This window comes from Serratia sp. 22264 (assembly GCF_052045345.1).
Lineage (GTDB): Bacteria > Pseudomonadota > Gammaproteobacteria > Enterobacterales > Enterobacteriaceae > Serratia > Serratia plymuthica.
Genome location: NZ_JBQEOY010000001.1, coordinates 2,087,805 through 2,100,473, shown reverse-complemented (window position 1 = coordinate 2,100,473; position 12,669 = coordinate 2,087,805). Strand labels below are relative to the sequence as shown.

Below are 12,669 nucleotides of genomic sequence, written 5' to 3'. Positions count from 1 at the left end.
CAATGAGAATCATACGACCGCAGCAGTTGGTTGTTATCAAAGGGGGCTATCAGCTCGGACGAGAAAGCAGGCTTGGCGTCAGCGTCATTGCCGGTTGTTATCTGACCCAGCCGGCACACTTCGTGAGCGAGGCCCAGATTTGGGAGGCGTGGAGAAGCGCGCCTGTCAGTTTTCCTGCATTGGACGCTGCGGAACCCAAGCCGTTTGCCGAGTATCTGATCGCCGGGCATGCCGGTATTGGTCGGCCGGTTAAAACGTTGAACGTCAGCGCGGATATCGGCAGCCTCTCGCGCCGCTGGCGCATTGAGGGGGAAGGGCGGCGCGGTACCCTTGGCGTAGAGCCTTTTCTCAGAATGCCGATGGATCATCCTTCCGCCTGGGGGGGAACAGAGGTCAAGGAAAACCCGTTGGGGCGCGGCAGCGACGATGGCCTGCGGCCTTTGCTGATGAGCCTGGCCGCCGACGGTTCCGCACAGGAGCGCTCGCCATTGGCGGCGCCAACCCCGGTGCCGCACGAGTTCCTGCTGCGTAAAGCGCATATCGACAAGGTGGCGAGCCAGATGTCGGGCAAGGAATACCTGGAAACTGTCTTCCCGGGGTTGCCGGCCGCGATCGATAGACGCTATTTCCAGATGGCGCCGCCCGCGCAGTGGCTGTCGGAGGCGGAGTGGCCGGATCAGGTGCCGTTTGGACTGCAGGGATTTCATGCGCAAGGCGAGGCGATTCACGGCGTCTTGCCTGCGGTGCGCGGCCAGGCATTTGTTCGCCGTCATGGGAGCGGCCAATTGGAAACCGTCGCTTTGCAGCGCAAGACGCTGTGGTTCCTGCCGGATAGCGATATCGCTCTGATGATCTTTACCGGCAGCGTGCCGGTCGAGCATCTTTTGGATGAGTCTATCGAGTTGATGATGGTGGCGCTGGATCGTTGTGATGCTCCCCGTTCCCTCGACCATTTCCAGCAGGTGCTGCATAAGCGCAGCGATGACGGTGCCTCTCCCTTTGAGTTTTTGTTCGACCCGGACCTGATGCCGGCGGATATGGGGCTGAACATCATCGAGTCCGCCGCAGATCACCCCAGTTCGCTGCGTTACGACCCTACGCCCACCGCCGCAGGGACGTCGGCCGCTTTTTATCAGCGCATCCGCGAGGCCATTGCAGCACACCGGCAGCAACAGGCTGAGCCGGCGGAGTCGGGAGCGTTGCCGAAGGTACCTGATGATAACGAGGCCGATCTGCTCTATCAGGACGTCACGACATTGGAGGAAAAAAACTTCAGCGGGGTGCGTTTTAGCGGCCACCTGACGGGTAAAACCTTCCTCCGCTGCCGCTTTGTAGCGTGTGATTTTTCGCAAGCGACGCTGGAAAACTGCGCGTTCGAAAAATGCGTTTTTGTCGCTGCGGATCTCACCCGGACGACCTTGCGCAACGTTCGAATGAGCCACTGCTCGTTACAAGACGCGGTGCTGACGGAAAGCCATCTGAGCGAGGTGACGTTCGACAGCGTGACGCTGGAGGCGCCGCAAGGCCAGCGCTTGCAGGTTGGGAAGTCAACGCTGAACTACTGCGTATTTAATCAAGGGACGTTGAGCGCGAGCTGCTTCGACGCCTGCACGATCGGCAATGGCATGTTCAATGGGACAGTGCTGAGCGGCGTTCGCTTTCTGCAGGGCCAATTGGACGCCTGCATATTCAATCGCTGTTTGGCCGAGGAGACGGTGAGCTTGGACATGGTGATGACCAAGAACTCCCTGCTTGGCGGTGTCTGGCGAAAAGCCCGCTTTGAGCGCAGCAGCATTGAAAGCATGACGGCGGGGATGCAGGTGGATTTTGCCTGCGCGACGTTCAGTGATTGCAGTTTCACCAAAGTCGGATTGAAACAGGCCGACCTGGCGGGGTGCCGCTTACTGCACTGCTCTTTCATCGAAAGTAACTTCGATCAGGCGGATTTGACCTCTTCGTCAATCGCCGCCTGCGATATGGCGGGGGCGCGTTTCAAAGATAGCGTACTGGCTCATTCGCGTTGGCAAAACACCAGCCTGCAGCAAGGCATGTTGTATAACGCCGATTTACGTGATGCGGGGTTTGACCAGTGCAATCTGGCATCGGCAAACCTGGCGATGTCCTGGCAGGATGCGGCTACCCGATTTAGCGGCTGCCTGTTTGAACGCGCGTGCTGGATGCCTCGCAGAGCCCTGCATGGAGGATATCCGCATGACAACTGACAGCCGCGTTATTCAACAGGCATTGCCTGACGCCGAGGCGATCAAACAAGAGGTCGAGGGGGCGCTGGCTCAGGTATCACCTAAATCCCGGGTGTTCAAAAAACGGTACTTTCACGATCGTGAACTGCAGACGCTGGCGCTGAGCGACTGCTTTTTCATCGACTGCCGCTTTGAACGGGTGGTCTTTAAAGACTGCGATCTTCGCCAACTGCATTTCGAGCGCTGCACGATGAAAGATATCGGTATTGTCGGCGGCCGGCTGGCGCGTCTGACATTTAGCGAATGCCGGCAAGACAACCTGAGTCTGAATGGGGTCAGCGTTTGGAATTTGGCATACAACGAAGGCGACTTACAGGGGTGTTTTGTCGTTAATTGCCTGTTTGACGATCTCAGCCTGAACCGCAGTAAAGTGCGGGGCGCGGAGGTTGAACACAGCCGCTTAAGCCATTTTGCCGCACAGGCCTGCGTGGTGGAGAACGTGATGATGCATCAGGGATTGTTGCATGACGTCAATTGGTATGCCTGCCAAATCAAGGGTTGCGTCTGGCAAGCTTTGTCTTTGGAACGGCAGGTGGCGGGGAGTTGCCAGATCGAGAACTGCAGCTGGCAGGCCATCACAGGGCTAGGTCGCATCTGGTTCGCCAGCCGGCTGACGAAGTGTATTTTGGCTGAGCTGCCGCTTTTGGGGGCCAGCTTTCACCGCTCTGAGCTGGAGGCGTGTTCCTTCGCCGGCAGCGATCTGTCGCTGGCGATTTTTACCGAAGCAAGGCTGCTGCGCTGCGATTTTAACCAGGCGGTTTTGCTGATGGCGCAAGGTCAGGATGCGCGTTTCAGCGAGTGCGCAATGAACGGCGCCAATTGGGAGAAGGCAGTGCTGCCGCGGGCGGAGTTCCACCGGTGCGAGCTGGCGCAGGCCAACCTCAATCAGGCCGATTTGCGGGAGATGAATTTGCTGGAACAACCTTTGTCCACCGCACAGCAGCAAACGGCCCGGTTGCACGGCGCAAAACGTTGCCGTACTGAGACTGCCCCCCTCAACGCCGACCCTTTTTTAATTGCCATTGATGAATGGTACGCACATCAACAACCGGGACCACGACAACCAACCTATCCGCGACCTACAGGAGCGAGCAGATATGTATAAATCCAGAAGAGAACAGCATCAGAAAGGGGGGGCCAACACCAGTGTTGCCCCGTTGCGATTGGTGAGCCGAGCCCCACGGGCAGAACAGGGCAGCCGCAAGGTGGTGACGCTGGAGGCTGACGCCAATGGGGGGCTGTATGTCGATGGCATGCGCGCTTATTGCCTGGCGGTGGCCACCAGTTGCCTGGTGCGGCCTTTGGAGGGCGATCGCGTTTGCGTCATTGTTGACGGAACAAAATTGGTCATTACCGAGATTTTGTCGCGCCGCCAGGAAAACACCCTGATGACGCTCGATAGCCGATGCGCCAGTTTGCGCATTGTGGCGCCGGAAATTGAACTGCATGGCGCTAAGCGACTGATGCTGCATAGCCCGGATTTCACGCTGCTGACGCGCAGCAGCCGCTGGATTGCTGACACCCTGCATCAGATTTCCCAGCGCTTGTTCGTCCGCAGCGGATATGCCAGCCGCAAGGTGGATCAAACCGACGAAGTTCAGGCAAAGCACATTGTGCAGGATGCCGATCAAAGCTTTGTCATGAAAAGCGAAATTGGTTCTTTGAAGTCTTCGGCGGTGCTGAAGATCGATGGCGGCCAGGTACACGTGGGGTAATCGAAATGACAGCGGCCAATACCAACATGGGGGGGATCAGCTTTGCCGGCTGTGATCCGATGATACCGGCGCCGGGCCCGAATACCGCGCCGAACAATACCGGCATACCGAACGTCGCCAACTATTTCTGTTGCGGTGGCAATGAACAGAATATAGCCACTATCCGGGTGACGACTATCGATTCCGGGGGCGTTATCGGTGCCGCCTCAGGTACCCATTCAGCCCAAATGCAACCGATGCAGGGCTCGGGGAAATATTTTATCCAGGGCATGCCGGCAACGCGTTTGGGGGATATGAGCATGACCAATAACAACAACATGGTCGCGAATCAAATTGCGCCAAGTCAGACCAAATATTTTATCAACGCATAGGAGTCACCATGGTGAGGATGCTCCGGGGGTATGCCGCATCGGGCGTTCTGGCGGCAGGGTTACTGAGCGGGTGCAGCTGGTTCTCTCAGGATCCGTCACAGGATTCGTCACAGGAGATGACCAACCGAATGCGTTCGATTGACGTTGATGTTACCGCCGGTGCCGATGCGAATCCCAATGCCGCCGGTCAGGCGCAGCCTGTCAAGGTGTGCGTGATCGAAACCACCCGGCCCGGCTGGATACCGGAAGGGGTTAGCGATGGCGCGCCTTGTCGCGATGCGCCTTTGACTGAGGGGGTATTGAGCCGCAATCAGAGCATTCTGCAACCGAAAGAGACGCGGCGTTATCGCTTTGAGGTTCCCGTCGGACAGGAACGGTGGATCGTTATCGGCGCGGAGTTTCAGCAAATCAGTGGGGTATTGCCTTTAGCCGAACAAAAATCACCAGCGCTGGCTTATTCGCAAATAAAGGTAATGGTGGGAATGACGTCACTCTCAGTAGTGGCTAACGACAAAATGGATGAATGACATGTTACCTAAACAACGCGTCGCCTGGGTAGAAGGCATGTTGATGGAGCCGCAGCACTTCCAGCAACAGGAACGGTTTTTCGAACACTTGATTGATACGAGGCTGCGCAGCGTCGAGACCTTTACCTGGGGTTTTATCACGCTGGAGATCGATCGCGGGCTATTGGAACAGGGCAAATTCGCGCTGAAAAAAGCCAAAGGAGTCTTTCCGGACGGCACGCCTTTCAGCATGCCGGAAGATGTGCCGCTGCCTTTGCCGTTGGTGATGGGCGAGGATTGTCAAGGGAAGGTGGTTTGCCTGTCGGTGCTGATGGATATTACGGGCAACGCGCAGATTGACCTGGTTCAGGATGATCGCAAGAACAGCCGGTTTCGCACTGTGGATGCCGAGGTGCCGGATCGCAACCATGGCGTTAGCCTGGAAGGCACGCCGCGCGTATGCACCATGCAGTTAGGGAGCTTGGTTACCCGGCTGAGCCTGGAGGAAACCGTCAGCAGTGCGGAAAGCGCCTTGCCGGTTGGCTTTATTCGCGAAATAACCAGCGATCGCCGAATTATGTTGGATGAACGTGCATTGCCGCCGATGCTCGATTTCCGTGCCATCGGCTGGTTGCCCGGCTTCACCAGCGAACTGCTCGGCCTGATCAGTCAGCGCCTGGAGTCGGTATTCCGGCCCGATGTGCATATGACCATTGGCGGGCTTTCTGAACTGTTGGAATTGCTGCTGTTGCAGACGTTGAGCGAGTTTAACTTGCGCATCAGCCAACTGTTGGCGTGCCCGCAGGTGCATCCGGAAAAGCTGTTCGAAACCTTGCTGAGCCTGTTGGGGCGGTTGAGCATAATCCCCGGCGGAGAACGCCTGTGGGATCGTGCGGATCTGGTGTATCTGCACAACGAGCCGCACAACAGCTATTTTCAGCTGTTCGCCTCGATTCGCCGAGCACTGTCATTGGTTATCGAAGCGCCTGCAGTAGCACTATCGTTTATTGATCGGGGGGACGGTATTTATCTGTGTCAAAACGATACCCAACTGCGGTTGGAAAAACTGGTGTTTGCCGTCAGTTGTGGTTTATCCATCGAGCATTTGCGCTCGTACTTCCCCGCTCAGGTCAAGTTGGGGTCGGTGGAGAAAATCATTCAACTGATCGATTTGCAATTGCCGGGAGCGCGACTGCTCCCTATGGCATCACCGCCGCGGCATATCCCTTATTACCCGAACAGCATTTATTTCGAGGTCGATCACTCAGACCCTATTTATAAGGAAATGATGGCTGGATCGGCGCTGGCGCTCAGTATCGTTGGCGACTTCCCGGATTTGCGTTTTGACGTCTGGGGGCTAAGGCAAGGAAGAGTAGGATGAACGAGTTCGAGAGAAAAATGCGCGAGGCGATGGCGGCCACACGCAACAAAGCTTATCCACAGCTTCCCTCTGCGGAGGCGGGGAAAACTGCAGCGGAAATTGCCGGGCTTTCCCTGGGCGCTCGCGCATTGGCCGCGAAAATGCGTCCTGGCAGTCAGGGAAATCCGGCGGGAGCCGCGCATGCCGAGCCAGCAGCGGGTGAGTCTGAATTTGTCACAGCGGCAACCGGTGAACCTCACGCGGTAGCACAGGCTGGCGAGGCAGCTTCAGGTAGCGTCAATGGCCTATTTGGACGGGCGGCGTTGAGCAGGCCCGGCGTGATGATGGGGCATTGGGATAATGCGCTGATTGCTGCGGCGATACCGGTTTTACTGCAGGTGGAGCGGGTGCGCGATCAGGGGCAGCTGAATCCGGCGGCGGTGCGCGCCCAAATGGTCCGGGAGATACAGCAGTTTCAGCAGAGCTTACTGAAGGAACATATTACGCCGGATGATGTGGACAAGCTGGCGTACCTGCTTTGCTCTTATGTTGACGAATGCTGCATGAGCACTCTGGAAGCGGGCACGCTAAATCTCAGCCTGCTGGTCGAGTTTTATCGCGACGCCTGGGGCGGCGAAAAATGCTTTGACCATCTGCAGGGCTATCTGGCCGCCACTCCGCGGGATAAGGATATCCTGGCTTTCTACGATCTTGTCCTGTCACTGGGGTTTGAGGGGAAATTCCATGTGATGGAGCGTGGGGCAGTATTGTTGGCTGACGTACGCAATCATCTTGATAGTTACTTATATAGCCAGGATCCGACGCAAACGCTGGCCGATGCCAAACCGGAGAGGGTGACGCATAGAGTGAGCCGAGTCACCCCTATAAAGTTATTGGGCTACGGCATGTTGCTGGCATTGCTGACATATGGGTCAGCTGCTTGGTATCTACACGAACAATCACGGGCGTTGCGTAATGCCATCTTGGCATGGACGCCACCAATACCTAGAAAAATCAATATAATGGAAACCCTTCCGCAGCCGCTGCCTCAAATACTTAGCGAAGGTTGGCTTGAGGTCAGGGCGGATCCGCGTGGCTGGTTGTTAATCTTTACTTCCGACGGCGCATTCGCCAACGGCAAGTCGACACTGTCGGAGGAGTTTAAACAGAAACGCAATATTGAGCGCCTGGGGGAAGCCTTGGCCCCGTGGCCGGGTGACTTGGAAGTGATCGGCCATACGGACAACACTCAGTATCGCAAAACGTCTAACAACTCCAACCTGAAGCTTTCCGAAGCGCGTGCGCAGACGGTGGCGGAAAAGCTGCGAGAGTCGCTGGTCAATAGCAAATACAACCGAACAGTGACGTCGGTCGGCAAAGGGGATGCAGAACCGCTGGATGACAATGCGACCGAAGAAGGGCGCCGTCGTAACCGCCGGGTAGACATTCTTTGGAAAATTGGTGAACGAGAGATATCCGATCCGCCAGCGGATTTAAACAAAGCAGATGTTGCGGCTGCCCCTGGGGAAAACTGAAGGAACTCACCTGCGTCGGAATAAGGAAGTTATATGATACGTAGATCATTCGTCTTAGTGCTGGCCCTATTGCTTTGTGCGGTGGTGTGGTGGATTGGGCCGCTGATTGCCATCGGCACTTACAGGCCTTTGTTCGCCGTGTGGGTGCGCGGCATCATCATCGCTCTGATTCTGTGCTGGGCGCTGTGGCCATTCGTCGCGACATTTTTGTCTTGGGTATTCCGCCACGCCCGAGCGCCTGCACCGGTCAAGAAAAAGTCGGCCCAGCGCGATCGCGTGACCTCGCGTTTTTACGATGCTATGCGCACATTGCAGTACGTGGGATTAGCGAAGCAGCGCACCCATTGGCAGCGCTTTAAATACCGCTTTAACCGCCGTCACATCGGTGAAAAACCCTGGTTCCTGGTTATTGGGCCGCCGAACAGCGGGAAAACATCGCTAATCGGAGAAAGCGGGGAACGTTTTCTGATGGCGGAGCATTATGGCCTGCAGCAGACGGTGGATATCGGGCCGACGCAGGACTGTAACTGGTGGCTGGCGGAAAACTCGGTGTATATAGACACCTCTGGCGAATGGTTGCAGTTGAACGGCTTGGGCGAAGAAGGCAGCAAAGCGCGCGACACCCTGTTCAAACTGATTAAGCGCCATCGCCGCCATCCGGGAGTCGACGGCATCATATTATGCCTGGATGCACGTTGGCTGCTGCATGCGTCGTTGACGGAAAGAAAATCCGTGGCCGATGCGTTGCGGGTGCGCTTGTTGGAACTCGCCGCCTGGTTTCGCATCGATCTGGCGGTGTACTTCACCATTAGTCATATCGATCAGATTGTCGGCGGAGCCACCTTCCTGTCGATGCTGGGCGACGATCTGTTGCAAAAAGGCATGGGTTTTAGTCTCAATCGCGCCAAACAGGGGGAAACCCCTTTCGAACAGTACGAAACCCTTTACCGTGAAATGGTGGCGCGAGTCAGCCATCATGTTCTTGAACTGTTGCACGATGTGCCGGACGGCCAAAATCGTCAGCAGCTGCTGTTTTTCACGGAGGCGCTCGGCTCGCTGGGCAATCCGCTTTATTCGCTGTTGGAGCAGATCTTCCCGCAGACCCCGGTGGGCTATTCCTGCCATCTGCAGCAGGTTTGGTTGGGCAGCACCGTCGCGCTGCCGCCGCAGGGCGCTATTTATAACGCGCAGGCGGCGGACATGTATGAAGCCCGTCCAACCGGGCGCATATATCACCCTGAACTGAGCTACGCCAGACAGGAGCGCGGGGTATTGCAGCAGTCGTCGCATGGGCTGCCGTTGGGCAACAGAATGGGCATGATTGGGCGCTATACCCTGGTGTTGATCCTATTGGCGGTGTCTTTCAACCTGTTGGCGATGCGTTACCTGTGGGAGAGCGATTATATTTCCTATATTGCGGCACGCTTCGATGAAACAAAACGCATCGTGCGTGAGATACCTGTCACTAATCGCATCAGCGATGACGTTATTTCTGCGTATGAACAAATGGGCTATATGAACGCCCAACTGGGAGGCGAAGTGTCACCTTTGCCGAATCCCTACTTCGAACACAAGCTGATCAACAACGCGGCGCAAAAAACCTACCAGCGCCATTTGCTGCAGATTTTCTGGCCGGCGGTAGAAAACTACATAGCCAGTGAGCTGAAGAACGACGTATCGGCCTCCAATAAAGATGTGTATAGCACCCTGAAGGTTTATCTGATGATGGGGCAACCTTCGCATCGTTCCGCACAGGCGCTGATCGATTGGTTTATGGCGCGGTGGGAAAACTTTATGCCGCAAGGCTACACCGATATGAACAAGGATATTTTCGCTTACCACTTGCGCGAAATGTTCTCGTTGCCCGATGCGCCGGTGATGAAAATGGACGGCGATCTGTTGCGCTTGGCACGGGTGAAGGCGATGAATATTCCGATGCAGCTCAGGGTTGTGCGCCGCATCGAAGAAAAACCCTTGCCGGCCGCCATCGGCGACATTTCTTTGGCCGATGCTGCGGGGCCAAATGTCTCTTTGATGTTGCGGCGCAAGAGTCAGGCAACGGTTACCGATAGCGCCGTGCCGGGGTTCTATACCCGAGCCAGTTATCGGGATGTGTTCCTGCCGCAGTTGGACGACGCCGCCAAGGACATGATTGAAGAGGAGTCTTGGGTGTTGCGCGACAGCAAAGAGGATGGCTCGAAAGTCACCACACTGGCTTCCGCGCAGAAGCTGGCCGATGAGGCGAGGAAACTCTATCTGATTGAGTATGCGGACAAGTGGGATGCCTTTGTTCGCGACGTTCGGGCCCGGCCGGTTAACGGGCTTGAGGATGCGGCGATTTTGGCGCGTCAACTGTCGGATCCGTCTTCGCCATTGGCTAACCTGGTGCGATTTGCCGCTCGGGAAACCAGCATGACGGGTACCAATCAAGGGGATGCGGCCAGCTGGTTCGATCGTCAGCGTAACCGAATTGAGCAGCAACGGCGCGATATTCTCGGCGAAATCTCCGGCGAGCGTGCGCGCTTTCGTCTGACGCCGGAACGGGCGGTTGAAGATCGCTTTGAGCTGCTTCGTCGCCTGGGTTACCAGCTACTGCAAACCACCAATGCCAGCAATGATCCCTTGAGCCGCAGTTTTGAGGCGCTCTATAGCCAGTTGACCACGTTGTCTACCTCGCTGCGCGGCGGGCAAGTGGTACCGGCCGGCGGCACCTTGAAGCGCTTGCAATTGGATGCTGCGCGGCAGCCGGAGCCGGTGTACAGCGTCATGATGGATCTCCTGCAGGTTGGGGATAGCCAGACGGTACAGCAGAGCCAAAAAAATCTGAGCAAAGGAGCTTCGTCGCTGGCCTCAGGATTGTGCAAGGGGAGCATCAGCGGGCGTTATCCGTTTGCCCGCAACGCCAGGGCAGAGGTCGGGATCGAAGATTTCTCACGTATGTTCGGCCGCGATGGTGCCATGCAGCAGTTCTTTGACGAAAACCTGGCCCCCTACGTGGATGTGAACGCCAAAAAATGGAATGCCAAGCCGGGATCCGAAGGTATTGTCAATGCGAGTACCCTGGGTGCTTTCGAAAATGCCCGATTGATTCGCGACACTTTTTTCACCTCGGGCGAGAAGCTCTCTTTCTCAATGTTTATCAGGCCATTATCACTGACCCCTACCATTACCGAAGCCACTTTGGATATTGATGGCCAGGTGATTACCTACAGCCACGGTTACAGTCAGCCAACCCGCATTGATTGGCCCGGCCCCAAAGGCGGCAGCTATGTTCGCCTGACCTTCAGAACGGGTACCGGCCAGATTCAGGTTTCCAGTTTTGACGGCCCCTGGGCCTTGTTCCGCATGTTTGATGCCAGTAACCCAGTTCCTCTCGCCAGCGATAGACGTGAGTTAACGATGTCAATGTCTTCCGTCGTTGGCGTTCTGAAACTGGAATTGCGTTCCACCATGAAGGATTTCCCACTCTGGTCACGGGCGTTGAGAGGATTCTCCTGCCCAAAAGCGATGTAAACACAACCGAGAAGAGGTAATTACTATGTTAGATCCAGCAAAAATCTTTGAAACCATGCAGGCGGGCGGCAGCCTGGGACAGAATTCTCAATCTTCCCTTAGCCAACCTTTTATGCAAGGGGTGAGTAATATTCAGATGTCGGGCCCTGATGCGGCGAAGTCCGTGATGAGCAACGTGACAAAATCCTGTGACGATATGTTTGGTAATATGAAAGGCATTTTTAACGGGCTGCAAGCAAATGTGACGGCGCACCAAAAAATGCAAACGTCCGAACAGCCGAAAGACTTTAACGTGCCAATGGACGACCTTCGCCCAACGATTGCTAAAGGTTTTCCAAATGAAATGGCAAACTTTTTCACGAAGGTACCCAAACTGTAACGTGGAGGCTATGTGCTTTAATCATTAAGAATGCCGGGGGATGAATTTGTTCCCTGGCATTATAAACAGGGAGGTATGCAATGATATATAACTGGATGTTAAGAAATGCTAACCCACTGACGGGTTTTTTACTCGCGGTATGTTCCAGTTTGTTCTTTTGGGTTTGTATCCTTCTGGCGCTTATTTATTTTTAATTTTTAGTCTGCAAAAAAAACCAGTGTCCGCAGGGACACTGGTAAATGAAACAATATACATAAAAGGGAATTAAAGGGGGGGCTATTCTATATTACAGTTTTGAGAGGAACTGCAAGCCAGTGGAAATGACCGAGTCGACAGCCAGGTCGATGCCTTTACCCAAAGTACCGACTACTGTTTTGGCATCAGGATCAACACCGGCAATGGCTTATATAGTATCAATACCGGTTCCAATAGCGCTGCAAATAAGTGTACCGACATCGCCAAAGAAAGCGGCGCCGCTTACTTGCTCAATTTCACTTGGAGATAATACTTTCATAATTTGAAACTCCTTTTTCAGTTAGCCCTTAACTGCAGGCCATTTGATTATTGCAAATCACGATATATTGCCAATAAGGTTTGGACGGGTTTTTATAATATTATCAGGGTGGTTTAACGCGCAAGAAACATCATTAATTATATGCTAATATTGGTTTTTTTAACTTCGTACTGTTATAGTTATCACCAACCACCTTGTTTATTATTGTCTGGCGTAGTCGAGATTTTATTGGTTTTTTAAATAGAATTTTATTTTTTCATTTATTTCTATAATCTCAGCCAGGGAGGCTGTGTCATGAGGGGTTTTACGGTCTCGCAAAGGCCCTTGAGTTATGACGAACTGGCGGAAAATCGTGGTTGAGACGAGGAACTGCCAGTGGGCAGCGTTCACAGATGAAGAAGGAACATGTCAGTTTGGTTTCAATTGTCGAGAGAAAAATAGTGCGGCTCAAATAACCCTGTTTGTTCACTCGCATTTAGATTGCTTATCCTCTCGTCTTTATCGCTGAGACGATC

9 protein-coding genes are annotated in these 12,669 nt (G+C 54.8%); all 9 read left to right on the top strand.

Translation table 11 applies throughout. The annotated features are described in order from the left end of the window. Positions 1 to 2: 2 nt before the first annotated feature. From ACTJJ1_RS09830 to ACTJJ1_RS09790, 9 genes are read left to right on the top strand one after another with little or no spacing between them, the layout of a single operon-like run. On the top strand, positions 3 to 2,222 hold the full coding sequence (locus tag ACTJJ1_RS09830) for a DUF2169 domain-containing protein (RefSeq protein WP_440833373.1): 2,220 nt from the start codon (positions 3 to 5) through the stop codon (positions 2,220 to 2,222). Then, positions 2,212 to 3,366, top strand: coding sequence for a pentapeptide repeat-containing protein (locus ACTJJ1_RS09825; RefSeq protein ID WP_440833371.1), 1,155 nt, complete (start codon positions 2,212 to 2,214; stop codon positions 3,364 to 3,366). Before ACTJJ1_RS09830 ends, ACTJJ1_RS09825 begins: the two co-directional genes overlap by 11 nt. Continuing rightward, positions 3,359 to 3,976: a DUF3540 domain-containing protein gene (locus tag ACTJJ1_RS09820; protein WP_440833369.1), complete on the top strand. Its 618-nt coding sequence runs from the start codon at positions 3,359 to 3,361 to the stop codon at positions 3,974 to 3,976. The genes ACTJJ1_RS09825 and ACTJJ1_RS09820 overlap by 8 nt, the downstream gene beginning before the upstream one ends. A 5-nt stretch (positions 3,977 to 3,981) precedes the next feature. Further along, positions 3,982 to 4,347 carry a PAAR-like domain-containing protein gene (locus tag ACTJJ1_RS09815; protein WP_112347634.1) on the top strand — a complete coding sequence of 122 codons (366 nt, stop codon included), beginning with the start codon at positions 3,982 to 3,984 and terminating at the stop codon, positions 4,345 to 4,347. A gap of 8 nt (positions 4,348 to 4,355) precedes the next feature. Then, entirely contained in the window at positions 4,356 to 4,874 is a 519-nt protein-coding gene (gene tssJ / locus ACTJJ1_RS09810; RefSeq protein WP_440833366.1) for a type VI secretion system lipoprotein TssJ, read from the top strand. Position 4,875: 1 nt separating this feature from the next. After that, complete coding sequence (gene tssK / locus ACTJJ1_RS09805) at positions 4,876 to 6,234, top strand: type VI secretion system baseplate subunit TssK (protein WP_440833364.1); 1,359 nt, start codon at positions 4,876 to 4,878, stop codon at positions 6,232 to 6,234. After that, positions 6,231 to 7,748, top strand: a complete 1,518-nt coding sequence (icmH, locus tag ACTJJ1_RS09800) for a type IVB secretion system protein IcmH/DotU (protein ID WP_440833360.1) — start codon at positions 6,231 to 6,233, stop codon at positions 7,746 to 7,748. The genes tssK and icmH overlap by 4 nt, the downstream gene beginning before the upstream one ends. A gap of 33 nt (positions 7,749 to 7,781) precedes the next feature. After that, the gene (gene tssM, locus ACTJJ1_RS09795; protein ID WP_440833358.1) at positions 7,782 to 11,261 is read left to right on the top strand and encodes a type VI secretion system membrane subunit TssM; all 3,480 of its coding nucleotides are present in this window, start codon (positions 7,782 to 7,784) and stop codon (positions 11,259 to 11,261) included. Positions 11,262 to 11,286: 25 nt separating this feature from the next. After that, positions 11,287 to 11,640, top strand: coding sequence for a DUF6277 family protein (locus ACTJJ1_RS09790; protein ID WP_440833356.1), 354 nt, complete (start codon positions 11,287 to 11,289; stop codon positions 11,638 to 11,640). Positions 11,641 to 12,669 lie beyond the last annotated feature (1,029 nt).

What these genes read in the sequence shown, in the direction of transcription:
- ACTJJ1_RS09825 (WP_440833371.1), top strand. Translation starts at nt 2,212, where the DNA reads ATGACAACTGACAGCCGCGTTATTCAACAGGCATTGCCTGACGCCGAG.
- tssM (WP_440833358.1), top strand. Translation starts at nt 7,782, where the DNA reads ATGATACGTAGATCATTCGTCTTAGTGCTGGCCCTATTGCTTTGTGCG.
- icmH (WP_440833360.1), top strand. Translation starts at nt 6,231, where the DNA reads ATGAACGAGTTCGAGAGAAAAATGCGCGAGGCGATGGCGGCCACACGC.
- tssJ (WP_440833366.1), top strand. Translation starts at nt 4,356, where the DNA reads ATGGTGAGGATGCTCCGGGGGTATGCCGCATCGGGCGTTCTGGCGGCA.
- tssK (WP_440833364.1), top strand. Translation starts at nt 4,876, where the DNA reads ATGTTACCTAAACAACGCGTCGCCTGGGTAGAAGGCATGTTGATGGAG.
- ACTJJ1_RS09830 (WP_440833373.1), top strand. Translation starts at nt 3, where the DNA reads ATGAGAATCATACGACCGCAGCAGTTGGTTGTTATCAAAGGGGGCTAT.
- ACTJJ1_RS09790 (WP_440833356.1), top strand. Translation starts at nt 11,287, where the DNA reads ATGTTAGATCCAGCAAAAATCTTTGAAACCATGCAGGCGGGCGGCAGC.
- ACTJJ1_RS09815 (WP_112347634.1), top strand. Translation starts at nt 3,982, where the DNA reads ATGACAGCGGCCAATACCAACATGGGGGGGATCAGCTTTGCCGGCTGT.
- ACTJJ1_RS09820 (WP_440833369.1), top strand. Translation starts at nt 3,359, where the DNA reads ATGTATAAATCCAGAAGAGAACAGCATCAGAAAGGGGGGGCCAACACC.